The organism is Allobosea sp. (assembly GCF_051860145.1).
Classification (GTDB): domain Bacteria; phylum Pseudomonadota; class Alphaproteobacteria; order Rhizobiales; family Beijerinckiaceae; genus Allobosea.
Genome location: NZ_JBHYEM010000013.1, coordinates 16,129 through 41,971, shown reverse-complemented (window position 1 = coordinate 41,971; position 25,843 = coordinate 16,129). Strand labels below are relative to the sequence as shown.

The 25,843-nt window shown below is 67.1% G+C and carries 23 protein-coding genes and 1 pseudogene; 15 read left to right on the top strand and 9 right to left on the bottom strand.

Going from position 1 to position 25,843, the window contains the following annotated elements; genetic code table 11:
* Positions 1-115 precede the first annotated feature (115 nt).
* Both ACTIF2_RS19395 and ACTIF2_RS19390 read left to right on the top strand, forming a co-directional pair.
* Positions 116-1,078, top strand: coding sequence for a LysR family transcriptional regulator (locus ACTIF2_RS19395; RefSeq protein ID WP_439498751.1), 963 nt, complete (start codon positions 116-118; stop codon positions 1,076-1,078).
* A gap of 212 nt (positions 1,079-1,290) precedes the next feature.
* Positions 1,291-2,415 (top strand): zinc-dependent alcohol dehydrogenase family protein, encoded by a 1,125-nt coding sequence (locus tag ACTIF2_RS19390; protein ID WP_439498750.1) that lies wholly within the window; start codon positions 1,291-1,293, stop codon positions 2,413-2,415.
* A gap of 83 nt (positions 2,416-2,498) precedes the next feature.
* Here ACTIF2_RS19390 and ACTIF2_RS19385 read toward each other — a convergent pair whose 3' ends face one another.
* A complete protein-coding gene (locus tag ACTIF2_RS19385) occupies positions 2,499-3,686 on the bottom strand; it encodes an MFS transporter (RefSeq protein WP_439498749.1) in 1,188 nt (395 codons plus the stop codon).
* 48 nt (positions 3,687-3,734) lie between these two features.
* Between ACTIF2_RS19385 and ACTIF2_RS19380 the strand changes: the two genes are divergently transcribed.
* Positions 3,735-4,262 (top strand): Lrp/AsnC family transcriptional regulator, encoded by a 528-nt coding sequence (locus tag ACTIF2_RS19380; RefSeq protein WP_439498748.1) that lies wholly within the window; start codon positions 3,735-3,737, stop codon positions 4,260-4,262.
* A 174-nt stretch (positions 4,263-4,436) separates the two neighbouring features.
* Here the strand turns inward: ACTIF2_RS19380 and ACTIF2_RS19375 are convergent, their stop codons facing one another.
* A complete protein-coding gene (locus tag ACTIF2_RS19375) occupies positions 4,437-5,870 on the bottom strand; it encodes an aldehyde dehydrogenase family protein (RefSeq protein WP_439498747.1) in 1,434 nt (477 codons plus the stop codon).
* Between the two features lie 423 nt (positions 5,871-6,293).
* Between ACTIF2_RS19375 and ACTIF2_RS19370 the strand changes: the two genes are divergently transcribed.
* The 4 genes from ACTIF2_RS19370 (at position 6,294) to ACTIF2_RS19355 (ending at position 11,609) form a co-directional block, all read left to right on the top strand.
* A complete protein-coding gene (locus tag ACTIF2_RS19370; RefSeq protein WP_439498746.1) occupies positions 6,294-7,442 on the top strand; it encodes a CaiB/BaiF CoA transferase family protein in 1,149 nt (382 codons plus the stop codon).
* 19 nt (positions 7,443-7,461) lie between these two features.
* Positions 7,462-8,628 carry an acyl-CoA dehydrogenase family protein gene (locus tag ACTIF2_RS19365; RefSeq protein ID WP_439498745.1) on the top strand — a complete coding sequence of 389 codons (1,167 nt, stop codon included), beginning with the start codon at positions 7,462-7,464 and terminating at the stop codon, positions 8,626-8,628.
* A gap of 1 nt (position 8,629) precedes the next feature.
* A complete protein-coding gene (locus ACTIF2_RS19360; RefSeq protein WP_439498744.1) occupies positions 8,630-9,481 on the top strand; it encodes an HTD2 family dehydratase in 852 nt (283 codons plus the stop codon).
* A gap of 172 nt (positions 9,482-9,653) precedes the next feature.
* Positions 9,654-11,609: a bifunctional 2',3'-cyclic-nucleotide 2'-phosphodiesterase/3'-nucleotidase gene (locus ACTIF2_RS19355; protein WP_439498743.1), complete on the top strand. Its 1,956-nt coding sequence runs from the start codon at positions 9,654-9,656 to the stop codon at positions 11,607-11,609.
* 3 nt (positions 11,610-11,612) lie between these two features.
* Here the strand turns inward: ACTIF2_RS19355 and ACTIF2_RS19350 are convergent, their stop codons facing one another.
* Entirely contained in the window at positions 11,613-12,596 is a 984-nt protein-coding gene (locus tag ACTIF2_RS19350; protein WP_439498742.1) for a hypothetical protein, read from the bottom strand.
* A 103-nt stretch (positions 12,597-12,699) separates the two neighbouring features.
* Between ACTIF2_RS19350 and ACTIF2_RS19345 the strand changes: the two genes are divergently transcribed.
* On the top strand, positions 12,700-13,329 hold the full coding sequence (locus tag ACTIF2_RS19345; protein WP_439498741.1) for a hypothetical protein: 630 nt from the start codon (positions 12,700-12,702) through the stop codon (positions 13,327-13,329).
* On the top strand, positions 13,305-13,640 hold the full coding sequence (locus ACTIF2_RS19340) for a DUF6968 family protein (protein ID WP_439498740.1): 336 nt from the start codon (positions 13,305-13,307) through the stop codon (positions 13,638-13,640). The genes ACTIF2_RS19345 and ACTIF2_RS19340 overlap by 25 nt, the downstream gene beginning before the upstream one ends.
* Position 13,641: 1 nt before the next feature.
* Here the strand turns inward: ACTIF2_RS19340 and ACTIF2_RS19335 are convergent.
* Positions 13,642-13,764 (bottom strand): annotated as a pseudogene (locus ACTIF2_RS19335) (acyl-CoA dehydrogenase family protein); the annotation flags it as partial.
* Positions 13,765-13,913: 149 nt separating this feature from the next.
* Between ACTIF2_RS19335 and ACTIF2_RS19330 the strand changes: the two are divergent.
* Entirely contained in the window at positions 13,914-14,768 is an 855-nt protein-coding gene (locus ACTIF2_RS19330; protein ID WP_439498739.1) for a tetratricopeptide repeat protein, read from the top strand.
* Between the two features lie 28 nt (positions 14,769-14,796).
* On the opposite strand, the gene ACTIF2_RS19325 is transcribed toward ACTIF2_RS19330, so the two are convergent.
* Positions 14,797-16,473, bottom strand: coding sequence for an acyl-CoA dehydrogenase family protein (locus tag ACTIF2_RS19325; protein ID WP_439498738.1), 1,677 nt, complete (start codon positions 16,471-16,473; stop codon positions 14,797-14,799).
* A 167-nt stretch (positions 16,474-16,640) separates the two neighbouring features.
* On the bottom strand, positions 16,641-17,525 hold the full coding sequence (locus tag ACTIF2_RS19320; protein WP_439498737.1) for a DMT family transporter: 885 nt from the start codon (positions 17,523-17,525) through the stop codon (positions 16,641-16,643).
* A 331-nt stretch (positions 17,526-17,856) separates the two neighbouring features.
* Here ACTIF2_RS19320 and ACTIF2_RS19315 point away from each other — a divergent pair, with 331 nt between their 5' ends.
* Positions 17,857-18,714: a YihY/virulence factor BrkB family protein gene (locus ACTIF2_RS19315; RefSeq protein ID WP_439498736.1), complete on the top strand. Its 858-nt coding sequence runs from the start codon at positions 17,857-17,859 to the stop codon at positions 18,712-18,714.
* A gap of 3 nt (positions 18,715-18,717) precedes the next feature.
* On the opposite strand, the gene ACTIF2_RS19310 is transcribed toward ACTIF2_RS19315, so the two are convergent.
* Together ACTIF2_RS19310 and ccrA are read right to left on the bottom strand one after the other, a co-directional pair.
* Positions 18,718-19,395 (bottom strand): HPP family protein, encoded by a 678-nt coding sequence (locus ACTIF2_RS19310; RefSeq protein WP_439498735.1) that lies wholly within the window; start codon positions 19,393-19,395, stop codon positions 18,718-18,720.
* Positions 19,396-19,585: 190 nt separating this feature from the next.
* Complete coding sequence (gene ccrA, locus ACTIF2_RS19305; RefSeq protein WP_439498734.1) at positions 19,586-20,860, bottom strand: crotonyl-CoA carboxylase/reductase; 1,275 nt, start codon at positions 20,858-20,860, stop codon at positions 19,586-19,588.
* 223 nt (positions 20,861-21,083) lie between these two features.
* On the opposite strand from ccrA, the gene ACTIF2_RS19300 reads away from it, so the two are divergent.
* Entirely contained in the window at positions 21,084-21,392 is a 309-nt protein-coding gene (locus tag ACTIF2_RS19300; RefSeq protein WP_439498733.1) for a hypothetical protein, read from the top strand.
* A 41-nt stretch (positions 21,393-21,433) separates the two neighbouring features.
* Entirely contained in the window at positions 21,434-21,817 is a 384-nt protein-coding gene (locus ACTIF2_RS19295; RefSeq protein WP_439498732.1) for a DUF4180 domain-containing protein, read from the top strand.
* On the opposite strand, the gene ubiG is transcribed toward ACTIF2_RS19295, so the two are convergent.
* Positions 21,809-22,564 (bottom strand): bifunctional 2-polyprenyl-6-hydroxyphenol methylase/3-demethylubiquinol 3-O-methyltransferase UbiG, encoded by a 756-nt coding sequence (gene ubiG / locus ACTIF2_RS19290; RefSeq protein WP_439498731.1) that lies wholly within the window; start codon positions 22,562-22,564, stop codon positions 21,809-21,811. The two genes, ACTIF2_RS19295 and ubiG, sit on opposite strands and share 9 nt — an antisense overlap.
* A gap of 148 nt (positions 22,565-22,712) precedes the next feature.
* Between ubiG and ACTIF2_RS19285 the strand changes: the two genes are divergently transcribed.
* Positions 22,713-23,951 (top strand): aspartate kinase, encoded by a 1,239-nt coding sequence (locus ACTIF2_RS19285; RefSeq protein WP_439498730.1) that lies wholly within the window; start codon positions 22,713-22,715, stop codon positions 23,949-23,951.
* Between the two features lie 317 nt (positions 23,952-24,268).
* Positions 24,269-25,834 (top strand): GMC family oxidoreductase, encoded by a 1,566-nt coding sequence (locus tag ACTIF2_RS19280; protein WP_439498849.1) that lies wholly within the window; start codon positions 24,269-24,271, stop codon positions 25,832-25,834.
* The last annotated feature ends 9 nt before the right edge of the window (positions 25,835-25,843 follow it).

Here is a 25,843-nt window from a genome sequence, read left to right as displayed (position 1 = left end):
GCCAGCGAGCGGACATGCTTCCCCGAGCCCCTCGCACTCGGCGCGTCTGGCCTTGGGCGCGCGCGGAGGCTACCAAGGTCGACGGCCTTTGGCCGGAGGGGGAAACGAAACACCGATGGATTTGCGCCAGCTCCGCTATTTCACGGCGATCGTCGAACAGGGCTCCTTCTCGAAGGCGGCGACCAAGCTGCGCGTGGCCCAGCCGGCGCTGAGCCAGCACCTGCGCCATATGGAGGACGAGCTCGGCGTGGCGCTGCTGCATCGCGGCACGCGCGGCGTGATCCCGACCGAGGCCGGCGAACGCCTGCTCGAGCGGGCCCGCGCCATCCTGGCCGAGTTCGCCGAGCTCAGGGACACCGTGCGCGGCGATGCGGCAGCGCCCGGCGGCGAGGTCCGCATCGGCCTGCCGGGCACGGTGAGCGAGCAGTTCAGCGTGCCGCTGATCGAGGCGGCGCGCGAGCGCTACCCGGCCGTGCGCATCCGCATCGCCGAGGCGATGAGCGGCTTCGTGCTCGACTGGCTGCGCCGGGGCGAGGTCGATCTCGCGGTGATCTACTCGACCTCCGACCCCAAGGGCCTCGGCATCCACCATGTCCTGACCGAGGAGCTCTGCCTGTTCGGGCTGCCCTCGCTGACTGCGGTGACGATCCCCGATGGCGGCGTGATCAGCCTGGCCGAGGCGGCGACGCTCGACCTGATCCTGCCGGGACAGGGCCACGGGCTGCGCGACCAGATCGACGAGGCGGCCGCGGGAGTGCGCGCTCCGATCAGCCCGGCGATCGAGATCGAATCCTACACGCAGATCAAGCGGCTGGCCGAGCGCGGCCTCGGCTACGGCATCCTGCCGCGCATGGCGGTCAGCGCGCAGGCGAAGGCCGGCGTCTTCGCGACCTGGCGGATCGAGGAGCCGACGCTGCATCGCAAGGTTTATCTCGCCTATTCGACCGAGCGGCCGATGCCGGCGGCCGTGCGCGCCATCGGCCAGCTCTCCTGGGACATCCTGCGCGGCCTCGTCATCGACGAGACCTGGACCGCGACACTCGGCGAGGACGGCCATCGCCCGGACTTATACGGCTGATCGCGTTTTCGCCTTTGACAGGAATCCCATGGCAGCCGACCTTCGCATCGGGCATCAGCTTTAGCCCTCATCCTGAGGAGCGCTCGTAGAGCGCGTCTCGAAGGATGCTCCAGTGCTCTCTGGACCATCCTTCGAGACGCCGCTGACGCGGCTCCTCAGGATGAGGGCTTAGGTAGACATCAGCGAAGAACAATCGTGACCGAGGAAACGCCGTGAAGATCCGCGCCGCCGTCCTGAATGCCAGCCCCGTCGCCGCACCCTATGCGCAGACGAAGCCGCTCGCCATCGAGGAGGTCGAGCTCGCCCCGCCCGGCCCGGGCGAGGTGCTGGTCAGGGTCCGCGCCGCGGGCCTGTGCCACTCCGACCTGTCCGTGATCGACGGCAACCGGCCGCGCCCGGTGCCGATGGTGCTCGGCCATGAGGCCGCGGGCGAGGTGGTCGAGCCCGGCCCCGGCGTGCAGGACCTCAAGAAGGGCGATCGCGTCATCATGGTCTTCGTGCCCTCCTGCGGGCATTGCGCACCGTGCAGCGAGGGGCGCCCTGCCCTCTGCGAGCCCGGCAACGCCGCCAATGGCGTCGGTGAGTTGCTCGGCGGCGGGCGGCGGCTCTCGGCGAACGGCAAGGCCGTGAACCACCATGTCGGCGTCTCGGCCTTTGCCGAGCATGCGGTGATCTCGCGCCACTCGCTGGTCAAGATCGAGGCCGACATCCCGCACGAGATCGCGGCGCTGTTCGGCTGCGCGGTGCTGACCGGCGTCGGCGCGGCGGTGAACACGGCCAAGGTGCGGGCCGGCGAGACCGTGGCTGTGGTCGGACTCGGCGGCGTGGGCTTGAGCGCCCTGCTCGGCGCGGCCGCCTGCGGCGCCTCGCGGGTCATCGCGGTCGATCTGTCGGAGGACAAGCTCAGGATCGCCCGCGATCTCGGCGCGACCGATACGTTCAATGCCGGCGACGCGAATGTCGTCGAGGCGATCCGCGCCGCGACCAAGGGCGGCGTCGACCACGGGCTGGAGATGGCGGGCTCGGTCAAGGCGCTCGACCTCGCCTACCAGATCACCCGGCGCGGCGGCACGACCACCACCGCCGGCCTCGCCAACCCTGCCCATACGCTGTCGCTGGCCCCGGTCCGGCTCGTCGGCGAGGAGCGGACGCTGAAGGGCTCCTATGTCGGAAGTTGCATTCCCGTCCGCGACATTCCGCGCTTCATCGATCTCTACCTTCGCGGCAAGCTGCCGGTCGACAAGCTACTGACCAGCACCAGCGGCCTCGACGAGATCAACGAAGGGTTCGATGCGCTGGCCGAAGGGCGGACGATCCGGCACGTGATCATGATGTGAGTATGGGATGCTCCTCCGTCATTGCGAGAAGCGATAGCGACGAAGCAATCCAGGAGCTTGCGTGAGCCCCTGGATTGCTTCGCTTACGCTCGCAATGACGCCGTCGCCGGCCGAGGCGCCAGCGCGGCGGCGAGAGCCGCCGCCAGCGTCAGGGCGGCCGCCAGCAAGGCCAGCGTCGCGAAATCCGAGCGGGCATAGAGCGGTCCGAAGCCGGTCGTTCCAATGAAGAGCGCCAGATAGGTCACGCCGCTATTGAGACCCATGATCGCGCCGCGGCGAGCCGGATCGAGCGCCGCGAGCCGGACGATCAGCGCGTTCAGCGCCGCATGGTTGGCCATGCCCCAGCCGAAGACGACGGCCAGCAGCGCGGCATAGGAGGCAGCGGCCGCAGCCATCAGCAGGTAGACGCCGCAGACCGCCATGAAGAAGGCCGGCAGCAGCCGGGCCGGGCCGAGCCGGTCGATCCAGCGGTCGAGGACAACCGTCGCGCCGAAGCCGAGACCGTAGCACAGCGCCAGCAGGCCGCCGGCGCTTACCGGCAGGCCGAGCGCGCGGTGCAGGTGATCGCCGACATAGGCGTAGACGCCATAGAACGCAGCCATGAAGGCGGCGCAGGCGCAAAGCAGCAGCGCGATCCCCGGCACGCGCAGCGCCGAAAGCGGCGATTGCGCCCTCCCCGCCGATGCTGCGCCGCCCGCCGTCAGCGCCGTGGTGCCGGCAACGGCGGCAAGGCCGGCGAAGACAACGATGGCATAGACCATACGCCAGCCGAGCAGGTCGGCGATCACGGCCGAGAGGGAGACGCCCGCGACCATGCTGAGCGTCCAGCCGAAGAGCACGACGCCCAAAGTATCGCTCTCGCGGCCGGCCGGCGATGCGAGGGCGGCGAGCGTGTAGATCGCGGGCAGCGCAAGGCCGGCCGCGAGGCCCGCCAGGAGCTGCGCGGCGATGAAGGCCGACAGGACCGGCGCCATGGCGCTCGCCCCGAGTGCGGCGATGAAGACGAGCAGAGCCAGGCGCAGGACGCGGCCCGGCCCGAACCGGTCGATCAGCCCGGCGAGCAACAGGGCGCTCGCCGCCGTCCCGATGCCGAAGGCCGCCGAGGCCGACATCACCGCCGGCACGTCGCAGCCGAAGCTCTCCGCCACGCGCGGCGCGATCGGCCCCAGCGCCAGCGAGTTGGCGCCGATCAGGCCGACGCACAGGCACAGAGCATAGGCAGCCGCGGGGATCCGGCTCGGGGCGGAGGCGATTTGATCTATATTCGTCATTATCCCATAATGAGCGAATGACATTCAGGTTCAATCGAGGATCATCGAATGCTTGAAAAAACAGATGGGGTTCGGCGCGGACGCGGCCCGGAGCGGGAGCTCGATGCCATGGACCGAAAGCTGTTAGGCGTTCTCGTCGAGGATGCGACCACGAGCTATGCGGAGCTCGGGGAGCGCGTCGGCCTTTCGCCGCCGGCGGCGCATGAGCGGGTGAAGCGGCTGCGGCGCTCCGGCGCGATCCGGCGGATCGCCGCGCTGATCGAGCCGGAGGCCACCGGCAAGACGCTGCTCGCCTTCGTCCATGTCGACACCACCGGCTGGGGCAAGACCGCGGCTCTGATGGCGATCGAAGCCCATCCCGAGGTCGAGGAGATCCATTCCGTCGCGGGCGACACCTGCATGCTGCTGAAGGTCAGGACGCAGAGCACGCATGCGCTCGAAGGCCTGCTCGCCCGGCTCTACGACACGCCCGGGGTGAAGGCGACGCGCAGCTATGTCGTGCTGTCGACCTATCTCGAGCGCCCGGTCCAGCCAGGCGTCACCGCAGAGTGGCCGGCGCGCGTGAAGGACGGCTGAGGGCGAAGGCTGCCCACGCGTCATTCTCGGGCGGAGCCCTCGGGTCCGGCCTTTGGCCGGCCCAAGAATAAACTTCGCGCAGGCCCGAGAATCTCAGGCCGGACGAGGCTCTCTTTCTGAGGAGCCCCTCCTTCACGAGATGCTCGGGTCAAGCCCGAGCATGACGCGTCGCGCTCACCCGTGCTTGTGCACGATGGTCTTGGTGACGGCGAATTCCTCCAGCGCGACAAAGCCCTTCTCGCGGCCATGGCCGCTCTTGCCGGTGCCGCCAAAGGGCAGTTCGATGCCGCCGCCGGCGCCGTAGCCGTTGATGAAGACCTGTCCCGAGCGCACGCCCTTGGCGACGCGCTGCTGGCGCCCGCCATTGCCGGTCCAGATTCCGGCGACGAGGCCGTAAGGCGTGGAATTGGCGAGGCTGATGGCATCGCTCTCATCCTCGAAGGGGAAGGCCGAGAGCACTGGCCCGAACACCTCCTCCTGCTCCAGCCGGTTGCCGCGCGGCACCGGGCCGAACAGCGTCGGCGTCACGTAGAACCCGCCATTGGGCACGCCCTGCGCGATCTGGCCCTCGGCGAGGACCGGGATGCCCTGCTCGCGCGCCTGGTCGACGAAGCTCTGCACCCGGCCGCGCTGCTTGGCGTTGATCACCGGGCCGCAATCGAGGTCCATCTCCGGCGTGCCGGCGCGCAGCTTCGAGAACTGTTTGGCGACCGCGCCGACGAACTCGTCATAGACATTCTTCTGGACGAGCACGCGGCTGCCGGCCGAGCAGGTCTGCCCGGTATTCTGCACGATCGCCTTGCAGACGATCGGCACAGCCGCGTCGAAATCGGCGTCGTCAAAGACGATCTGGGGCGACTTGCCGCCGAGCTCCAACGTGCAGGCGATCAAGTTCTCAGCGCAGGCCTTCTGCACCATCTTGCCGACCTCGGGCGAGCCGGTGAAGGACATGAAGCCGATGCCGGGATGGGCCGAGAGTGCGGCGCCCGCCTCATGGCCGCGGCCGGTGACGATGTTGATCGCGCCATCGGGGAAGCCGACCTCGGCCGCGAGCACGGCGAGGCGGAGCGCGGTCTGGCAGGCCTCCTCGGCCGGCTTCAGCACCACCGCGTTGCCCATGGCGAGTGCGGCCGTCAGCGAGCGGCCGAACATCTGCGCCGGATAGTTCCAGGGCAGGATATGGCCGGTGACGCCGTGCGGTTCGTGGACGACGCTGACGCTGTAGCCGTTCATGAAGGGAATGACATGGCCGTGGACCTTGTCGGCGGCCCCGCCATAGAACTCGAAATAGCGCGCCGTCGCGTCGATGTCGGCCTTCGCCTGCGCCATGGGCTTGCCGGTGTCCTGCGCCTCGATCTGCGCCAACTCGTCGAAATGGTCCTGCACCTTGAGCGCGAGCTTCGAGATCAGCCGGCCACGCTCGGCCGCCGTCAGCCTGCCCCAGGCGCCCTCATAGGCGGCGCGCGCAGTCTTGACCGCGTCGTCGACATCCTCGGCCGTGCCGCAGGCGATGCGGGTGAACTCCTCGCCGGTCGCCGGCGCGAGCACCGCCATGGTTTCGCCCGTGCGGCCAGCGACATGGCGGCCATTGATGAAGTGTTGAGTCATGCTGGTCTCCGATTGGATAGCTTACCGTCTGGCGAAAAGCGCGCGTCATCCCGGCCGTACCAAAGCGGAGCGCCGGGATGACGCCTTTGCTCCCTGTATCAATGCAGACCCGCAGCTTCCAGCGAACTCGCCGTCAGGCCGCCGGCATATCGAATTTCTATAGTCCGCCGATGCAGCCAGCCGGCAAGGCTGCGCTATGGCGGCCATCGCAAAAGACTATTTGACTTGGCGGCGCAGGAGTTGCCCGTCTGTCGCGAATGGGGCCAATCCGAGCCCTCATCCTGAGAAGCGATCGCAGATCGCGTCTCGAAGGATGTTCCAGTGCGTGCTGGAGCATCCTTCGAGACACCGCTCAAGCGGCTCCTCGGGATGAGGGCTGAGTTTGGGCCAGTCTGTCAGCAACGAAGATCCCGGCCACATTTGATGACGAATGCTCTCGAAGGAATCCTGGTCGTGGCGCTGGAACAGGCCGTGGCCGTGCCGGTCGCGACCTGCCGGCTGGCTGATGCCGGGGCGCGCGTCATCAAGCTGGAGCGCGCCGAGGGCGATTTCTCGCGCGGCTATGACGACTACGCCAACGGCCTGTCCTCCTATTTCGTCTGGATCAACCGCGGCAAGGAATCCTGCCGGGTCGACCTGAAGCAGCCCGGCGACCTCGCCATGGTCGAGGCGATGCTGGCCAGGGCCGATGTCTTCATCCAGAACCTCGCGCCGGGCGCGACCGGGCGCCTCGGCATCGGCAGCGCTACGCTGCGCGAGCGCCATCCGCGCCTGATCACCTGCGACGTCTCCGGCTATGCGCCGGGCACGCCGCATTACACCCGCAAGGCCTATGACCTGCTGATCCAGGCCGAGGCCGGCCTCTCCTCGATCACCGGCAACGAGAGCTCCGGCCCGACGCGGATCGGCGTATCGATCGCCGACATCGCCACCGGCAACGCCGCCTATGCCGCGATCCTGGAGGCCCTGCTCCGGCGCGCCAGCACCGGCAAGGGCTCGGCGATCGCGCTCTCGCTGTTCGACACCATCGCCGACCTGATGAACGTGCCGTATCTGACGCGGCGCTATGGCGGCATCGAGCCGCCGCGGCTCGGCCTCGCCCATCCCTCGATCGCGCCCTATGGCGTGTTCGAGCTCGCCGACGGCAATCTGCTGCTCGCCGTCCAGAGCGAGCGCGAATGGCAGGTCTTGGCGCGCGAGGTGTTGCAGGACGAGGCGCTCGCCGATGATCCGCGCTTCGCCAGCAACGTGCTGCGCGTGCGCGAGCGTTCGGCGCTCGACGCCGCGATCCAGACCATCCTGATCGCGCGCCATTTCGCCGACGTCACCGCCGCGCTCGACAAGGCAGCCATCGCTTATGGCACCGTCTCCAGCGTGGGCGACCTGATCACCCACCAGGCCGCGACGACGCTCTCAGTCGAGACGCCCGCCGGCCCGATCGAGGTGCTGGCGCCGCCGGCGATCGTCGACGGCGAACGGGCGTTGATGCGGCGCGTGCCGACACTGGGCGAGCATGAAGCGGCGCTGCGGGCCGAGTTCGCGCCGAAGGCCGCCTCCGCGCGCTCGGCCTGAGCGAGACGAGCGCAGCGACATGGCGAACCCGATGCACGACACTCCCCACACCGAGATCCGCGACGCCGTCGCAAGGCTGTGCGCGGATTTCCCAGGCGAATACTGGCGCAAGCTCGACCGCGAGATGGCCTATCCGGCCGAGTTCGTCTCGGCCCTGACCGAGAGCGGCTTCCTCTCGGCGCTGATCCCGGAAGAGTTCGGCGGGGCCGGCCTGCCGCTCTCGGCCGCCGCCGCGATCATGGAGGAGATCCAGCGCCAGGGCTGCAATGGCGGCGCCTGCCACGCGCAGATGTATGTGATGGGCACGGTGCTGCGGCACGGCTCGCAGGAGCAGAAGCAACGCTACCTGCCGAAGATCGCCTCGGGCGAGCTCAGGCTGCAGGCCTTCGGCGTCACCGAGCCGACCAGCGGCACCGACACCACGGCGCTGCGCACGACCGCCCGGCGCGAGGGCGAGCATTACGTCGTCAACGGCCAGAAGATCTGGACGAGCCGGGCCGCGCAATCCGACCTGATGCTCCTGCTGGCGCGGACCACGCCGCGCGAGCAGGTCGCCAAGCGCACGGACGGACTCTCGGTCTTCATCCTCGACATGCGCGAGGCGCTCGATGCCGGGCTCAGCATCCGGCCGATCCGGACGATGATGAACCACGCCACCACCGAGGTCTTCTTCGACAATGTCAGGGTGCCTGCGCAGAACCTGGTCGGCGAGGAGGGCAAGGGCTTTCGCTACATCCTCTCGGGCATGAATGCCGAGCGCATCCTGATCGCGGCCGAATGCGTCGGCGATGCGAAATGGTTCATCGAGAAGGCGTCGAGCTATGCCAAGGAGCGGAAGGTCTTCGGCCGGCCGATCGGCCAGAACCAGGGCATCCAGTTCCCGATCGCGCGGGCCTACGCCAATATGCGCGCCGCCGAGTTGATGGTGCGCGAGGCGATCCGACTCTACGAGGCGGGCGAGAACCCGGGTGCGGAAGCCAACATGGCGAAGCTGCTGGCAGCCGACGCCTCCTTCGAGGCGGCCAATGCCTGCATCCAGACGCATGGCGGCTTCGGCTTCGCCGAGGAATACGACATCGAGCGAAAATTCCGCGAGACGCGGCTCTACCAGGTCGCGCCGATCTCGACCAACCTGATCCTGTCCTATCTCGCCGAGCATGTGCTCGGCATGCCGAGATCGTATTGAAATGAGCACGGATATCGAGCGCCTCAAATCCTGGATCGGCCGCTCGCAGGAAGCCTCCGACCTGATCACGCCGCGCCTGGTGCAATCCTTCGAGGCGACCTTCGCGCCGCATCTGGCGCCCCATGCCGAGGGCGAGGCGCCGCTCGCTCTGCACTGGTGCCTCGCGCCGCCGATCGCGCCGATGGCCGCGATCGGGGCGGACGGGCATGCCGCCAAGGGCGAATTCCTGCCGCCGGTCGCGCTGCCGCGCCGGATGTGGGCGGGCGGGCGGATCGAGACCGTCGCGCCGCTGCGCACCGGAGACCATGTCACGCGCCGCTCGAAAATCGGCGACATCGCCTGGAAGCAGGGCCGTAGCGGCCCGCTCTGCTTCGTCGCGGTCGAGCACGAGCTGGTCACGGAGCGTGGCGTCGCACTGCGCGAGCGCCATGACATCGTCTATCGCGAGGCGGCGACGCCGGGCACAGCCCCACCCGCTGCCCCGCCGGCGGAAGCGCCGCGCCCCGCCGACCTGACCTGGGAGGTCGGCAGCTCGCCGGTCTTCCTGTTCCGCTATTCGGCGATCACCTTCAACAGCCACCGCATCCATTACGACGAGCCCTATGTCACGGCCGAGGAAGGCTATGCCGGTCTCGTCGTACATGGGCCGATCCAGGCGACGCTGATGCTCAACATCATCGCGACGCTCTCGGGCGGCGGGCCGATCCGGCTGGATTATCGCGGCATCGCGCCGCTGATCGCCGGCGCCCCCTTCCTGGTGAAGGCGAAGCGGCTGCCGGACGGCGCCATCGCCACCTGGACGGAAGGGGCGGACGGGCGCGTGCGGATGGAGGGCGTGAGCCGCTCCGCCTGAGCCGTCATTGCGAGGAGCAAAGCGACGAAGCAATCCAGGGGCCGGCCAGCGAGCCCTCCTGGATTGCTTCGCTTACGCTCGCAATGACGGAAGGCGCCGTCATCTTCCCCCGTGTCACGGTCGTGCCGCAGTGCTAGCCTTCTGTCGCGGCTGACGAGAGCAGGAGCAGGCCATGGCACGCGAAACCCGTTTCAACCGCCGTGAGACCCTGAAGGCCGGCGCCGTCATCGCGGCAAGCACGGCCCTGCCCGCGGGGCTCGCTGCGCAGGCCCCCGCCAAGCTGAAGCTACGCGTGCTGGAGACGACGGATCTCCACGTCAATGTCGTGCCCTATGACTATTTCCGCGATGCCGCCGACGACACGGTCGGTCTCGCCAAGACCGCGAGCCTGATCAGGGCGGCGCAGGCCGAAGCGAAGAACAGCCTGCTCTTCGACAATGGCGACTTCCTGCAGGGCTCGTCGCTCGGCGATTTCATCGCCTACAAGAAGGGGCTGAAGCCCGGCGAGACGCACCCGATGCTCGCCGCCATGAACGCCCTGCCCTATGCCTGCGGCACGCTCGGCAATCACGAGTTCAATTACGGGCTGGAATTCCTCGAGAACGGACTGGCCAGGGCCGAGTTCCCGCTGGTCTGCGCCAATGTCGCGAAGGTCGAGGGCACGCCGCTGATCGACCCCTGGATCGTGCTCGACCAGAGTTTCGAGGACGAGGCCGGGCAAAAGCATGTCCTCAAGATCGGCGTGATCGGCTTCGTGCCGCCGCAGATCATGCAATGGGACAAAGCCAATCTCGACGGCAGGCTCGCGGCGACCGACATCGTCGAGGCCGCCCGCAAGCATCTGCCGGACCTGCTGAAGGCCGCGCCCGACCTCATCGTCGCGCTCTGCCATTCCGGCATCGCGGGCGGGGCGCGCAAGGGCATGGAGGAGAACGCCGCCCTGCATCTGGCGAAGCTCGACGGCATCGACGTCATCCTGACCGGCCATCAGCATCTCGTCTTCCCCGGCGGCAAGGCTTTTGACGGCATCGAGGGCGTCGACAACAAGGCGGGCTCGCTCCACGGCAAGCCGGCCTGCCAGCCCGGTTTCTGGGGCTCGCATCTCGGCATCGTCGATCTCGACCTCGAGCGGCGCGACGGGCGCTGGCGGATCGCGGAATTCAAGGTCGAGCCGCGGCCGATCTACGAGCGCGGCGCCGACCGCAAGATCGTGCCCAAGGCCAGTGCCGAGCCCGCCGTACTCGCCACGGTGAAGGCCGACCACGAGGCGACGCTGGTCTATATGCGCGAGCCGGTCGGCGCCACCGCCTCGCCGATCAACAGCTATTTCGCGCTGGTGGCCGACGACCCGTCCGTGCAGATCGTGGCCGAAGCGCAGACCGCCTATGTGAAGGGGCTGATGGCGCAGACGCAGTGGAAGGCGCTGCCGGTGCTCTCGGCCGCCGCGCCGTTCAAGTCTGGCGGGCGCGCCGGCCCGGGCTTCTATACCGACATCCCGGCCGGGCCGATCGCGATCAAGAACGTCGCCGACATCTATCTCTATCCCAACACCGTGCAGGTTGTGAAAGTCAGCGGCGCGCAGCTGCGCGAATGGCTCGAGCGTTCGGCCGGCATCTTCAACCGCATCGATCCGGCCAGGACCGAGGAGCAGCCGCTGATCGATCCCGGTTTCCCGGCCTTCAATTTCGACGTGATCGACGGCGTGACCTACAGGATCGATGTCACGCAAGCCTCGCGCTATGACGGCAATGGCGCGCTCAAGGCGCCCGACGCGCATCGCATCGTCGACCTCGCCTTCGGCGGCAGGCCGATCGACGAGCAGGCCGAGTTCATCGTCGCCACCAACAATTACCGTGCCTCGGGCGGCGGCAATTTCCCCGGCACCAAGACGACCGTGGTGCTGGAGGCGCCAGACCTCAACCGCGACGTGATCGTGCGCTACATCATCGCGAAGAAGACGATCGAGCCCAAGGCCGACGGCAATTGGGCGCTGGCGCCGCTGCCCGACAGCGTGAACGTCACCTTTACGACCTCGCCGGCGGCAGCCGGCAAGCTGCCGGAAGGGCTGAAGGCCGAGGCCGCCGGCGATGCCGGCGAGGGGTTTGCGAAGTATCGGTTGAGGGGGTAGTCGCTATCGTGCCTCGGCAGGATTCGCGCTCTGCTCCGAATCCATTTTCAAAAATCCAGACAAAGATGACACGGGCTGCGCGGGTCCGACATCGATGACGACGCCAGTCTGCACCGGCTGCATCTGGATGTTCAGCGCCATGCTCAGGGAAAGGGGTTCAAAAGTCACGGCGGGTCGGGCTGTACCCTCCTTCTCCAACTGCTCGCTCTTCTCGTGAGCATCGGCGCATTCACGGTCGAGCGCTCGGAGCCGGGCGATTTCACTCTTAAAGCGAGCGAGTTGGCGCATAGCTTTTTTGAATGTGCCGCGCAGCTCAGGCCGCAAATATGTCAGCGCCGTCACACGATCATCAAAGCCGTCTTTCAGCGCGACAAAAAGAGCCGTCGCCATGACGCGGTCGTTCACAGGCAGATAGCCGCCACCGCGCCACCAGCTCCATGCGCCATCACTAATACGTTCGGCGCTGGTGTTGGATAGAAACACGCCGAAACCGAGGAACGCAGTGCAGAGGTCGATCAAGAACTCATATTCGTCCTCGCCCACTGGCAATTCGGAGCTAGGCGGAACGAGCACATGCGCCAACTCGTGCACGAGAGTCGAAATCAGGTTCTCATGGTCTTTGAGTAGATCGGCATCATAGGAGATTTCGAATACGCCCGTCGGGAGCATGCGACATGTGCCGAGCGGCTCGGGCTTATCATGGAGCAATGCGACGCGATCGTTGACGATCGATCCGCGCCGCGGCGGCTGCTGGACTAGATCAATCGCGCAATCTACTCGGGCATAGCTCCTGATCTGGTCAAACATGCGCTGCGCCAGCGCATGACCACGCTCCCCATCAGCTACGAAATGCCCGCGACCAGGAACCACCAGGGTCGAATCGGGCATCGTATGGCCATCGACCAGATTGCGGATGAACCACTCGAAAACACCGAGTTGCCAGGCAACGGTTTCATCATCGACAATTCGAGCCGGGAAAGGCCACATCGGATGGTCTCTCTAGCGATTCCATGAAAAAAATCACGCGCAGCGCATGACTAATTGATCATGATCGGCCCCAATACCAAAACGGAATTCTGCTGAGGGAAACATGCAAGTTTGCGATTCTACATACCGTGATGAAGTGGTGGAGGGCTGCCGAGATGCGCTTGTTGCCAATGGCTTTACTCGGTATCGCAAGCGAGACGTGGACTACCCTTTTCTCGATGGTTTTCATTGCTGGGTCGGACTTGCTTCGGAAATGCAGCCAGACTGCATCAAGATCTACCCTCAGGTCGGCGTTCACGCTGTCAATATCGAGAAACTGTGGAGTCGACTAACTACAGGCAAGTACGCGATCAATTACAATCGAGCGCAATGCACCTATGGCGGCCCTTTGAGCGGTCTGACCGATGGAACTGCGGTTACCACCTTCTCGCGCGGTTGCTCGATATCGCAGCAGGCCGAGCGACTTGCGACGCTCTACCTGGAGTTTGGCGTTCCCTACGCGCGATCTCTAGCGGGATACGAAGCGCTATTGCCAGAACTCAAAACCCGAATCCCCATACTCGGAGGCTATCCACAACGCGTCGCCGCCTGCCTCTATTTGATGGGACGTAAAGAAGAATCGTTAGAGTTCGCTGATCATCTTCGTAGCCTACAGATACCTCAGCTTGACGATTTTGCTCTTTCGTTCGTGAATATGGTCAAAGAAGAATGGCCGTGCTCGAAAGGCTGCTGACCTACGCTTCCTCAGAGGGAGATGCCCAGGTCCGCATCGTGGTCGAATCTCCGCAAAAGGGCGAGGTCGATTGGAGTTGCGCCTACAAGATCGACTGGCCCGGCGAGGCTCGGCTGGGATTTGGCTATGGCATCGACTCGACCCAGGCGATGCTCCTGGCTCTCCGGGCCATCGGTACCGATCTTTACACGAGCGATTATCACCGCTCAGGTCGTCTCCGCTGGGAGAAACCCGGCCGCGGCTACGGCTTTCCCGTCCCCAGGACGATCCGCGACCTGCTGATCGGCGAGGACGCAGTCGAGTTCGGCTGACTCACCCCTCCACCAGCCGCCGCGCGATCACCTGCGCTTGGATCTCCGCCGCGCCCTCGAAGATGTTCAGGATGCGGGCGTCGCAAAGCACGGGGCTGATCGGGTATTCGAGCGCAAAACCGTTGACGGCACCGAAGGGGCCAGTTGGACCATGCGAGGAGGGGCGCTAGCGTACGCCAAAGAGGAGCGACAATGCGTCTGCCCCGAGCAGCGCTGAAGGGTGGACTCGACTTTCGAGCGGAATGGGCCGGCGACCATGAAACGAGAGATGTTATGCCGCAATCGCTGTCATTGCTGATCCTTCTCGCGCTCACGCTTGTCCTGAACGCCAAACGGTGGGCCCAGGCAGCCAGCGACGGCAACTGGGGCACTGCGGTTGGCGAGCTCCTGGGGGCCGTCCTGATTTTCTATCTCATCGGCGCCGCGATCTTCGGCGTCCTGCGGGCGCTGCGACGCCAGCCCGGCGCCCGTTTTTCCGAAAGCCGCGCCAATTTCGCGGCTCTGCTCATCGTCGGAATCATGCTTGTCGGCCAGTCCGGCCTCGGCGCGCAGACAGTGGCGCCTTCCAGCGATGACGCGCTCTGCCACAAATCCACCGGGCAAGCTGCGATCGACGCCTGCACGCGGCTGATCGATTCGAAGCGCTTCAGCGGTCATGATCTCGCGGTGCTGTTGAACGATCGCGGCCTGCTCTTCTACCGAAGCGACAATCCGCAACGCGCGGTCGCCGACTATGATGCGGCCCTGGCCGCCAATCCCGGACTCGGCACGGCCTGGTACAATCGCGGCCTGGCCCAGTCCGAACTCGGCGAGCTCGACGACGCGATCGAGAATTTCGGGCGCGCGGGCAAGCTTGTTCCTGATCGCGCCGCCATTTGGCAAAGTCGGGGCTTCGTCTACTTCATGAAGGACGAATACGCGCGGGCCATCGAAGATCTCGACCGCGCGATCTCGCTCGATCCGAAAATGGCCACGGCCTGGGCCTATCGGGGCGCGGCCCATGCGCAGAACGGCAACCTGAAGCAAGGCGCTGCCGACGTCGCTCAGGCCATTCGGCTCGAGCCCGGCAACGCGCTCTATGCGAGCCTCGCCAAGGAAATCGGGGGCAAATTACGACAGCAGCCGTGATGGCGCGGGCAGAAGGCCGAAGCCGCCTTCATCCCTCCACCAGCCTTCGCGCGATCACCTGCGCCTGGATCTCCGCCGCGCCCTCGAAGATGTTCAGGATGCGGGCGTCGCAGAGCACGCGGCTGATCGGGTATTCGAGCGCAAAACCGTTGCCGCCGTGGATCTGCAGCGCGTTGTCGGCCGCCGCCCAGGCGACGCGGGCACCCAGGAGCTTGGCCATGCCGGCCTCGAGGTCGCAGCGGCGCTCGGCGTCTTTTTCGCGCGCGGCGAAATAGGTGAGCTGGCGGGCGATCAGGATCTCGGCCGCCATCATCGCGAGCTTGTCGGCGACACGCGGGAAGGCGATCAGCTTCTTGCCGAACTGGGTTCTTTCCTGCGCGTAACGCAATCCCAGATCGAAGGCCGATTGCGCCACGCCGATGGCGCGCGCCGCGGTCTGGATGCGGGCCGCCTCGAAAGTCTGCATGAGCTGCTTGAAGCCCTGGCCCTCGACGCCGCCGAGCAGGTTTTCCGCCTTGACCTCGAAACCGTCGAAGGCGAGCTCGTATTCCTTCATGCCGCGATAGCCGAGCACCTCGATCTCGCCGCCGGTCAGCCCCTCGACCGGGAACGGCTCTTCGTCCGTGCCGCGCGGCTTCTCGGCGATCAGCATGGATAGGCCGCGATAGCCCGGCGCCTCGGGATCGGTGCGCACGAGCAGCGTCATGATGTCGGCGCGGACGGGATGGGTGATCCAGGTCTTGTTGCCATGGACCTTGAAGACGTCTCCCTCGCGCACGGCCTTGGTGCGCAGCGAGGCGAGGTCGGAGCCGGTATTGGGCTCGGTGAAGACCGCCGTCGGCAGCGTCTCGCCCGAGGCGATCTTCGGCAGCCAATGCGCCTTCTGCTCGGGCGTGCCGCCACAGAGGATCAGCTCGGCCGCGATCTCGGAGCGGGTGCCGAGAGAGCCGACGCCGATATAGCCGCGCGAGAGCTCCTCGGAGACGACGCACATCGAGACCTTCGACAGGCCCATGCCGCCGAACTCCTCGGGGATGGTCAGGCCGAAGACGCCGAGCTCGGCCATCTTCTCGACGACGGGCATCGGGATGTAGTCGTTGGCAAGGTGCCATTCATGCGCGTGCGGCGTCACCTCCGCGGCGCAGAAGCGGCGCATCTCGGTGCGGATCGCTTCGAGGGTCTCGTCGAGGCCGGGATCACCGACGCTGCCCTGCCCATCGCTCTGGCTGAAGAGCGCGACGAGGCGGGCGCGGTTCTCCGGCGTGTTGCCCTCAGTGATCAGCGCCTGGGCCGCCTCGCCCTGCGCGGCAGCGACCGCCTTGGCCGAAAGGCCGAGCGCGGGCAGCCGGACGATCTCGCCCTGGCTCATCGGGATGCCGCCGAAGATCTGGGCGGCGTATTCGCCGGCGCCGACGCGCAGCGCGCCATCCTCGATCGCGCCGTAACGATCCTCGGCCTGGAGGCGCTCGCCATAGGCCTTCATCTCGCGCAGCGCCATGACATAGGTCGCGAGCCAGGACAGGCCATGGGCGGCGTGCTGCTCGGCCTCGAGCTTCGCGGTGGAGATCTTGCCGTCGACCAGCACCTTCTGGCGCACCGCGGCGACGGCCTGCTCCAGCAGCGTCTCGAAACCCGGCAGGGCGGCGCCGATCAGCGCGACGGCGGTCTGGGGCATCTGCGGGCTGCGGGCGGCGTTGGCGCTCATGGCTTCTCTCCCTTTTGTTGCGACGCAGCATAAGGGAGAATGCGCGGATTACGAAAGCCGTCTTTCGGAGGAGAAGCGTCATTGCGAGGAGGCGCAGCCGACGAAGCAATCCAGGAGGGCTCGCGCTGCCGCCCCTGGATTGCGTCGCTACGCTCGCAATGACGATCTCATTTGCGACTGGCGAGCACGACGCCGAGGACCGCGACCGCCATGCCGACCAGCTGAAGCGGGCTCAGCGTCTCGCCGAACAGGATCCAGGCCTCGACCGCCACCGCCGGCGGCACCAAGAACAGGAAGGTCGCGGTGCGCGAGACCTCGCCGCGGCGGATCAGCCAGAGATAGAGCCCGATGCCGCCGAGCGAGAGCGCCAGCACCGACCAGGCCAGAACCAGGACCATGGTCAGGTTCCACTCGATCCGCATCGGCTCGAGCGCATAGGCGAAGGGCAGCGTCACGGTGAAGGCGGCGAGATATTGCCAGGTCGTGACGGTGCGCAGGTCGCCCGAGACGATGCGCGCCTTCTGGTAGAAGGAGCCGAGCGTCACCGCGAGCATGGCGATGATGTTGATCGCGATCGGCAGGAGGATGCCGGCGAGCGCGACGGGGTCGACGCCGACGAGCTTCGGCTCGAGCACCAGTGCGATGCCGACGAAGCCGCACAGGATGCCGGCCCAGCGCACCGGCGAGATGCGCTCCCCGACCAGAACGGGCGAGAACAGCGCGGTCAGCACCGGCTGCAGGCCGGCGATCAGGCCCGAGATGCCGGCCGGAAGGCCATGGCGCACGGCCCACCAGACGCCGCCGAGATAGATCGCGTGCAGCAGGATGCCGGTGACGATGGCATCGGCGATGGCGCGCCGGCCCTTGGGCCAGGGCGCACCGACGGCGAAGGCGAGCGCGGCGAGAAGCAGCCCGGCGCAGGCATAGCGCATGACGAGGAAGGTCAGCGGATCGGCATAGCGCGCCGAATAGCCGGCCACGACCCAGCCGCTCGACCAGAGCAGGGTGAAGAGCAGCGGCATGAGCCGCAGGAACAGGGCTGAATCGAGCATGGAACCGGCTTTCTATCCGCCTGATAGGCCGGTTGATGGCAGTTGTCGCCGCCCGCCGACGCCGTGAGGGCATGTGCGGGGGAAGGTGGCTCGGCGAAGCCGAGACGGATGAGGGGTTGCGCCGACCTTTCCGCGTCATGGTCGGGCTTGTCCCGACCATCCACGTCTTTGCCCCGCATCAGCGTTCAAGGCGTGGATGCTCGCCACAGGGGCGAGCATGACGGAGATGTCGCGCGACCCCTCATCCGGCGCTGCGCGCCACCTTCTCCCACAAGGGGAGAAGGGACGGCCGGGCTTGCCCTCGCTCGGGCCGGCACCGCACAATCGGTCCATGTCGCTGCTTCGCATCCCCGCCCTCGCCTTCGAGCGCTTCGTCGCCCATGATTCCTGGGCTATCGCCAGCCACATCGCGCTCTCGGTGCTGATGTCGCTGTTTCCGTTCCTGATCGTGGTGACGGCGCTCGGCGGCGTGTTCGGCACGCAGCAGGCCGCCGACGAGGCGACGGCGCTGCTGCTGGAGGCCTGGCCCCGCGAGATCGCCGTGCCGATCGCGCGCGAGGTGCGCTCGGTGCTGACCGCGGTGCGCGGCGACGTGCTGACCTTCGGCGCGATCCTGGCGCTGTATTTCGCCTCCTCCGGCGTCGAGGCGCTGCGGATCGGGCTAAACCGCGCCTATGAGGCCTATGAATGGCGGGCCTGGTGGCATACGCGGCTGGAATCGATTCTCTACGTCGTCGGCGGCGCGGTCTTCATGCTCGCCTTCGCCTTCCTTGTCGTCCTCGGTCCGCTGATCCTGCGCTGGCTGATCGGTTTCGCGCCGGCGCTGGCGCCGCTGGCGATCCTGCTCGGCTTCCTGCGGGTGGTGGGCGCGACCGTGCTGATCGTGCTGGCGCTCATCGTCGCGCACCGGCTGCTGCCGGCGCGCGCGCCGCATGTCGAGGCGCTCTGGCCGGGCATCCTGGTCACCCTCGCCTTCTGGCTCATCGGCGGGCTCGGTTTCGGCTGGTATCTCGACTCCTTCGCCGGCGCCTATGTCACGACCTATGCCGGGCTCGCGACCGCGATGATCGCGCTGGTCTTCCTCTACTGGCTGGCCGCAATCTTCCTCTATGGCGCCGAACTCAACGCCGCCTTCGCCATCGCGCGAGCGCCGAAAGCCGAGCCGGGCGAGGCGATCGCGTCGCTTTGAGCCCTAAGACGCACGCGCCTGGCGGCGCGCGGCATTGGCCTCCGCATATTGCAGCAACCGGTCGAGGTCGTCGCGAGCGATATCGAAGGTCTCTCCCATCTGCGCCAGCGCCTCGTCGACATCCGCCGGACTGAATGCCGCCACCGGGGCCTTGGTGACCTCGTTCGGCGCGCTCGACGCGATCCGATGCGGATAGGATCGGCGCGACAGGCCATGGAACGCGATCCCGAGCGCGACCAGCGCCAGCGAATCCAGACCGACCGGCACCAGGGGAAACAGATAGCCCCATTTGACGACAGCGGAGCCGCCGAGCGCAGCGGTCAGGGCGACGGCGCCGCCAGGTGGATGGAGCGAGCGGGTCAGCGACATGACGGCGATGGCGAGCGCGACCGCGAGCGCCGCGGCAAGGGCGGGATTCGGGATCGCCCAGGCGACGGCAAGCCCGATGCAGGCCGAGATGACATTGCCGCCGATGACGGGCCAGGGCTGCGCCAGCGGGCTCGCCGGAACCGCGAAGATCAGCACCGCGGACGCGCCGATCGGCGCGATCACCAGCGGCGAGGAGGTCGGGAAGGCGAAGCCGCTCGCCGCGGTCAGCGCGATCGCGATGAAGGCGCCGGCACAGGCGATCAGGCGCTCCGAAATCGTCGCGCCGGCCAGGATGGGTCTGAACAGTTTCACAGCACCCGTGCCTGCGGGATCGATCGGAGCGCTGCTTATAATATCGGCATTCCGCACAATTCAACGGCAAATAATATAATTCACAAAATCAGCCGTTAAATGAAAATTCCTCCCCAAAACCGAGCGCCGGCCGAGAAGCTTTCACCCTTTGCGCAGCGGCCGATCTCTCGCGAGAGCGGCCCACGCAGACTCAGCCGCCCAGCGCTTCCGCCACGTCCTCGAAATTCCGCAGGCCGGTGCGCGGGGCGTAGACCAGCACCGCCATGTTGCCGGGCGCATGCTCGTTCTTCCACATCTTGTGGTGGGCGAGCGGGATCTTGTCCCAGGGAAAGACCTCGGACATGCAGGGGTCGATGCGGCGGTCGAGCACGAACTGGTTGGCGGCGCTCGCCTGCTTGAGATGGGCGAAATGCGAGCCCTGCACGCGCTTCTGCCGCATCCAGACATAGCGGGCATCGAAGGTGATGTTGAAGCCCGAGGTGCCGGCGCAGAACACGATCATGCCGCCGCGCTTGGCGACCAGGCAGGAGACCGGGAAGGTCGCCTCGCCCGGATGCTCGAAGACGATGTCGACATCCTTCTTGCCGGTGATGTCCCAGATCGCCTTGCCGAACTTGCGGGCTTCCTTGGTCCATTCGGCATATTCCGGCGAATTGACCGTCGGCATCTGGCCCCAGCAGCTGAAATCCTTGCGGTTGATCACGCCCTTGGCGCCGAGCCCCAGCACGTAATCGCGCTTGCTCTCGTCGGAGATCACGCCGATCGCGTTGGCGCCGGAGGCGGCGCAAAGCTGCACGCCGAAGACGCCGAGGCCGCCGGAGGCGCCCCAGATCAGCACGTTGTCGCCTGGCTTGATCGCATGCGGGGCGTGGCCGAAGAGCATGCGGTAGGCGGTCGCCAGCGTCAGCGTATAGCAGGCCGATTCCTCCCAGGAGAGATGCTTCGGCTTCAGCATCAATTGCCGCGACTGCACCCGGCAGAACTGGGCGAAGGAACCGTCCGGCGTCTCGTAGCCCCAGATGCGCTGGGAGGAGGAGAACATCGGGTCGCCGCCATTGCATTCCTCGTCGTCGCCATCGTCCTGGTTGCAATGGACGATGACCTCGTCGCCGACCTTCCAGCGCTTCACCTTGGAGCCGACGGCCCAGACGATGCCGGAGCAATCCGAGCCGGCGATGTGGAGCGAGCCCTTGTGGACGTCGAAGGGCGAGATCGGCTGGCCGAGGCCGGCCCAGATGCCGTTATAGTTGACGCCGCCGGCCATCACGAGGAGCAGCACCTCCTCCTCGCCGATCGCCCAGGTCGGCACCACCTCGACCTGAAAGCTCTCCTGCGGCGGGCCGTGCCGCTCGCGCCGGATCGTCCAGGCATACATGGTGGCCGGGACATGACCGAGCGGGGGAAGCTCATTCAGTTCGTAGAGGTCCTTGAGCGGACTTTGCCGGGCGGGCTGCGGCTTGGTCATGGTCGTCTCCCTATAATCCGTCATGAGCGTCCGACGGCTTTGAGGTGATCATGCAGCGCAATGCTGCGGTGCGCCATCCCCCTAAGGAATTATACCGCACCGCAAAAAACAACCCCGCCGCGCATTGGTTCCTACCTGCCACAGCGATCGATCGGCCTTCGCGTCGATCGGAGGACGCCGCGAGCCGTGCTATTGTCGCGACCGATTCTGGAGCGAACGCCCGATGCGCAACCTGATGATCATGCTCGGCCTTCCGGACATGCCGACGGCGGAATTCATCGTTTTTATCGGCCTGGTCGCGGGCAGCGCGCTCCTGCTCGGCTGGATCGCCGACGCGATCCTGCGCGATGCCGGCTTCGGCGTGATCCCGAACGCCTTCATCCTGCTCGGCGGCGCCATTCTCGGCGCGCTGGCCTGGCAGCGGCTGGGCTATGTCCTGCGCGCCGACCGCAACATGGTGATGGCGATCGTCGGGGCGGCATCCGGCATCGCCGCGCTGCTCGCCGGCGGCGTGATGAAGCGCTTCGTCTGAAGCGGCTTGCCTCCGCGCCGCCGAGTTCGGACATTGCGCGCATGGACATGATCAGGACGATTCACGGCACGACGGTGCTGATCTGCAGCGAAGACGGCCCGCGGCTCGAGAGCGAGCGCGATATCGGCACCTTCCTCGGCGCGGCCTGGGACGGGGACGCCGCGCTGGTCGCTATCCCGGTCGCGCGGCTCAGCCCCGATTTCTTCCAGCTGAGCACGCGGCTCGCCGGCGAGGTCGCGCAGAAATTCGTCAACTACCGGATGCAGCTCGCGATCATCGGCGACATCTCGGCCCGCTGCACCGAGAGCAAGGCGCTGCGCGACTTCGTCTACGAGGCCAATCGCGGCCGGGCGCTGTGGTTCGTCGACGATCTCGATGTGTTGCAGCGGCGGCTGGAATCGGCAGCGCCCGCGCCTTCAGGCTGAGCGGCACGCGGCCAGCATGTAGTTCACGTCCATGTCGCGCGACGGCGACCAGCGGTCCGCGAGCGGGTTATAGGCGACGCCGGTGCTTTCGCCGAGCACGAGACCGTTGCGCTCGATCGCCGCGCCGAGCTCGTCGGGCGTGACGAATTTCTCCCAGTCATGCGTGCCGCGCGGCAGCCAGCGCAGGATGTACTCGGCGCCGACGATGGCGAGCGCATAGGATTTCAGCGTGCGGTTGAGCGTCGCCGTCACCAGGAGCCCGCCGGGCTTCACCGCCGCGCAGCAGGCCGCAACGAAGGCCTCGACATCGGCGACATGCTCGACCACCTCCATGGCGAGGACGATATCGAAGCTGCGCCCCTCCGCGACCAGCGCCTCGATGGTCTCCTCGCGATAATCGATGGCGAGCCCTGTCTTCTCGGCATGGGCGCGCGCGACCGCGATATTGCCCGCCGCCGGGTCGAGCCCGGTCACCCCGGCGCCCAGCCGCGCCAAAGGCTCCGAGAGCACGCCGCCGCCGCAGCCGATATCGACCAGGCTCAGCCCCTCCAGCGAGCGCAGGGATTTCGGGTCGCGCCCGAAGCGCTCGCAGGCGAGGTCGCGAATGAAGCCGAGCCGGACGGGATTGAACTTGTGCAGCACCGCCATGGGCCCTTTCGGGTCCCACCAGGTCCGCGCCATGGCGTCGAAGCGCGCGACCTCGGCGGGATCGACGGTCGAACCCTGGCGTGCCGCTGCTGCTGACATGGCTTGATTCCCCGTTTGCGCCGGCCGGCCCGCGGCCGCATTGACACGGGCCGCACCGCCCGTCATCTACACCCGCCCCGCGCCCGGCGCGAGGGTGACGTTTCGTCCCGGCATTCGACGGGGCGCCCGCAGAGAGCCTTTGGACGCTATGGCCCGTCTGGTGATGAAATTCGGCGGCACTTCCGTCGCCACTGTCGAGCGGATCAAGAACGCGGCCCGCCACGTCAAACGCGAGTTCGACGCCGGCAACGAGGTCGCGGTCGTGGTATCGGCCATGTCGGGCAAAACCAACGAGCTCGTCGCCTGGGCCAAGGAAGCGGCGCCGCTGCACGATCCGGCGGAATACGACGTCGTCGTCGCCTCGGGCGAGCAGGTCACCTCCGGGCTGATGGCGATCGTGCTGCAGGAGATGGGGCTGCCGGCGCGTTCCTGGCAGGGCTGGCAGATCCCGCTCTACGGCTCGGACGCGCATGGCGCGGCCCGGATCGAGGGCGTCGACGGCGCCGGCATCGTCGCCGGCTTCGACCGCAATCGCGAGATCGCGGTCTGCTCCGGCTTCCAGGGCATCAACCCGCGCAGCCACCGCATCGTCACGCTCGGCCGCGGCGGCTCGGACACCAGCGCGGTGGCGCTCGCGGCGGGCCTCAAGGCCGATCGCTGCGACATCTACACCGATGTCGACGGCGTCTACACCACCGACCCGCGCGTCGTGCCCAAGGCCAAGCGCATGGACAAGGTCTCCTTCGAGGAGATGCTGGAAATGGCCTCGCTCGGCTCGAAGGTGCTGCAGGTGCGCTCGGTCGAGATCGCCATGGTCCAGCGCGTGCCGACCTATGTGCGCTCCTCCTTCGACGACCCAGACAACCCCAATCCAGGCACCCTCATCTGCGACGAGGACGACATCGTGGAACAGCAGATCGTCACCGGCATCGCGTTCTCGCGCGACGAAGCCCAGATCACGCTCCGGCGCGTCGCCGACAAGCCCGGCGTCGCCGCGGCGATCTTCGGCCCGCTCGCCGACGCCAATATCAATGTCGACATGATCATCCAGGTCGTCTCCGACGACCAGGCGACGACCGACATCACCTTCACCGTGCCGACGGCCGATTACGAGCGCGCCAAGACGCTGCTCGAATCGAAGCACGACACGATCGCCTACCAGGACATCCAGGGCGCGACCGACGTCGTGAAGATCTCGGCCATCGGCGTCGGCATGAGGAGCCATGCCGGCGTCGCGGCGCGCGCCTTCCGGGCGCTCGCCGAGAAGGGCATCAACATCCGCGCCATCACCACCTCCGAGATCAAGTTCTCGGTGCTGATCGACGCCGCCTATACCGAGCTCGCGGTGAGGACGCTGCACTCGCTTTACGGGCTCGACGCGGCGTAGTTCGACGGGCCGCAGCAGGCCAATCGTCATTGCTTCGCTTTGCAATGACGGCGTGATCCGGCTGGAGAGCAACGCAGGCCGGCCAGCCGCGGCCGCGCGGAGTCGCACTCCCTGCCGCGTTGACCGGCGCACCGCCTCGCGACAAGGTTGGCCATGTCCGCCGGCCCCGTCTCCGCCTCCCCCGACCTTGCTCCCAGCCGCCTCGACGCCTTTGCGTGTTCCGCCCTGCCCGGCGGGGCCGCAGGCGCGATGCCGGAGCTGATCGGCAGACGAGCCGCGCTCGCCCGGCGAACCCCATGCAGATGCAACGAGATCCGATGATCGAGACCGAGTACCACACCATCATCGTCGGTGCAGGTTCAGCCGGCGCGGTGCTCGCGGCACGGCTGAGCGAGGATCCGGGCCATCGTGTCCTGCTGCTGGAAGCCGGCCGCGATTTCCGTTCGGACGAGACGCCCGAGCATATCCGCATCCCCAACCCGATGCGGGCGATCGCTGACGATGACTACCGCTGGCCGCAGTTGATGGCGCGCCGCACCGAGCGGCAGGAACCGAAGCTGCTCTGGCGCGGCCGGGCGGTCGGAGGCTCCTCGACCATCAACGGCCAGATCGCCATTCGCGGCGTCCCGGGCGATTTCGAGCGCTGGGCAGCGATGGGCTGCACCGGTTGGGGCTGGGACGATGTCCTGCCCTTCTTCAACAGGCTCGAGACCGACGTGAATTTCGGCGAGGCGTCCTGGCACGGCGACAGCGGGCCTATCCCCGTCTATCGCGCGCCGCTGGCCGATTGGGGCCGTGTCGACCGCGCCTTGAAGGAGGCCGCCGAGGCGCTGGGCTATGGCTGGTGCGAGGACCACAATGCGCCCGAGGGCACAGGCGCCTCGCCCTACGCCATCAACAGCCGCGCCGGCGTCCGCGTCTCGACCAATGACGGCTATCTGGAGCCGGCGCGAGGACGCGCCAACCTGACGATCATCGGCAACGCGCTGGTCTCGCGCCTGCGCTTCGAAGGCAACCGGCCCCACGCCGCTGGGGTCGATGTGCGCGCCGGAGGCGAGAGCTTTTCGCCGCGCGCCTCCCGGGGGGTCGTCCTGTGCGCCGGCGCGATCCATTCGCCCGCCATCCTGCAGCGCTCCGGCATCGGGCCGGCGTCGCTGCTCGCCTCGCTCGGCATCCCCGTCGTGTCCGAGCTGCCGGTCGGCGAGAATCTGCTCGACCATCCGATCATCCCGCTGTTCCTGCGCCTCCGCGAAACCGCGATGGTCGACACGCCGATGCACCGCCACACCAATTGCTGCCTGCGCTACGCCTCGGGGCTCGGCGGCGCCGGCGAGAACGACATGATCGTGATCGCGGGCAATCTCGCCTCTTTCGGCGGCGGCGATTTCACGCTGGGGCGCCTCGCCGTCTCGATCTATCAGGCCTTCAGCCAAGGCAGCGTGCGCATCTCGACGGTCGATCCGGGTGTCGATCCGCAGGTGCATGAGCGCATGCTCTCCGACGCGCGCGACCTCGTGCGCATGCGCGATGGCGTGCGCCGGCTCGAGGCGCTGGCGGCAACCGAAGCTGTGAAGGCGGTCGCCTCGCGAGTCGAATACGGGCTGACTGGCCGCTCGATCGAACAGCCTTTCGATGCCGCCGAGCTCGACGACTGGCTCTTCGACGAGTGCTCCGACGCCCAGCACGCCAGCGGCACCTGCCGGATGGGCGCAGCGGACGACCCGCGCAGCGTCGTCGACCCTCAGTGCCGGGTGATCGGCTGCACGGGCCTGCGCGTGATCGACGCCTCGATCATGCCGGAAGTCGTGCGCGCCAACACGCATCTGACCACGGTGATGATCGCCGAGAAGATGGCTGCGGAGATGGCGGCCGCCAGGACGTGAAAACGGCCG

Coding starts and splice junctions, on each gene's coding strand:
- ACTIF2_RS19395 (WP_439498751.1), top strand. CDS start 116: ATGGATTTGCGCCAGCTCCGCTATTTCACGGCGATCGTCGAACAGGGC.
- ACTIF2_RS19385 (WP_439498749.1), bottom strand. CDS start 3,686: ATGACGAATATAGATCAAATCGCCTCCGCCCCGAGCCGGATCCCCGCG.
- ACTIF2_RS19380 (WP_439498748.1), top strand. CDS start 3,735: ATGCTTGAAAAAACAGATGGGGTTCGGCGCGGACGCGGCCCGGAGCGG.
- ACTIF2_RS19375 (WP_439498747.1), bottom strand. CDS start 5,870: ATGACTCAACACTTCATCAATGGCCGCCATGTCGCTGGCCGCACGGGC.
- ACTIF2_RS19370 (WP_439498746.1), top strand. CDS start 6,294: ATGACGAATGCTCTCGAAGGAATCCTGGTCGTGGCGCTGGAACAGGCC.
- ACTIF2_RS19365 (WP_439498745.1), top strand. CDS start 7,462: ATGGCGAACCCGATGCACGACACTCCCCACACCGAGATCCGCGACGCC.
- ACTIF2_RS19360 (WP_439498744.1), top strand. CDS start 8,630: ATGAGCACGGATATCGAGCGCCTCAAATCCTGGATCGGCCGCTCGCAG.
- ACTIF2_RS19355 (WP_439498743.1), top strand. CDS start 9,654: ATGGCACGCGAAACCCGTTTCAACCGCCGTGAGACCCTGAAGGCCGGC.
- ACTIF2_RS19350 (WP_439498742.1), bottom strand. CDS start 12,596: ATGTGGCCTTTCCCGGCTCGAATTGTCGATGATGAAACCGTTGCCTGG.
- ACTIF2_RS19345 (WP_439498741.1), top strand. CDS start 12,700: ATGCAAGTTTGCGATTCTACATACCGTGATGAAGTGGTGGAGGGCTGC.
- ACTIF2_RS19340 (WP_439498740.1), top strand. CDS start 13,305: ATGGCCGTGCTCGAAAGGCTGCTGACCTACGCTTCCTCAGAGGGAGAT.
- ACTIF2_RS19330 (WP_439498739.1), top strand. CDS start 13,914: ATGCCGCAATCGCTGTCATTGCTGATCCTTCTCGCGCTCACGCTTGTC.
- ACTIF2_RS19325 (WP_439498738.1), bottom strand. CDS start 16,473: ATGAGCGCCAACGCCGCCCGCAGCCCGCAGATGCCCCAGACCGCCGTC.
- ACTIF2_RS19320 (WP_439498737.1), bottom strand. CDS start 17,525: ATGCTCGATTCAGCCCTGTTCCTGCGGCTCATGCCGCTGCTCTTCACC.
- ACTIF2_RS19315 (WP_439498736.1), top strand. CDS start 17,857: ATGTCGCTGCTTCGCATCCCCGCCCTCGCCTTCGAGCGCTTCGTCGCC.
- ccrA (WP_439498734.1), bottom strand. CDS start 20,860: ATGACCAAGCCGCAGCCCGCCCGGCAAAGTCCGCTCAAGGACCTCTAC.
- ACTIF2_RS19300 (WP_439498733.1), top strand. CDS start 21,084: ATGCGCAACCTGATGATCATGCTCGGCCTTCCGGACATGCCGACGGCG.
- ACTIF2_RS19295 (WP_439498732.1), top strand. CDS start 21,434: ATGGACATGATCAGGACGATTCACGGCACGACGGTGCTGATCTGCAGC.
- ubiG (WP_439498731.1), bottom strand. CDS start 22,564: ATGTCAGCAGCAGCGGCACGCCAGGGTTCGACCGTCGATCCCGCCGAG.
- ACTIF2_RS19285 (WP_439498730.1), top strand. CDS start 22,713: ATGGCCCGTCTGGTGATGAAATTCGGCGGCACTTCCGTCGCCACTGTC.
- ACTIF2_RS19280 (WP_439498849.1), top strand. CDS start 24,269: ATGATCGAGACCGAGTACCACACCATCATCGTCGGTGCAGGTTCAGCC.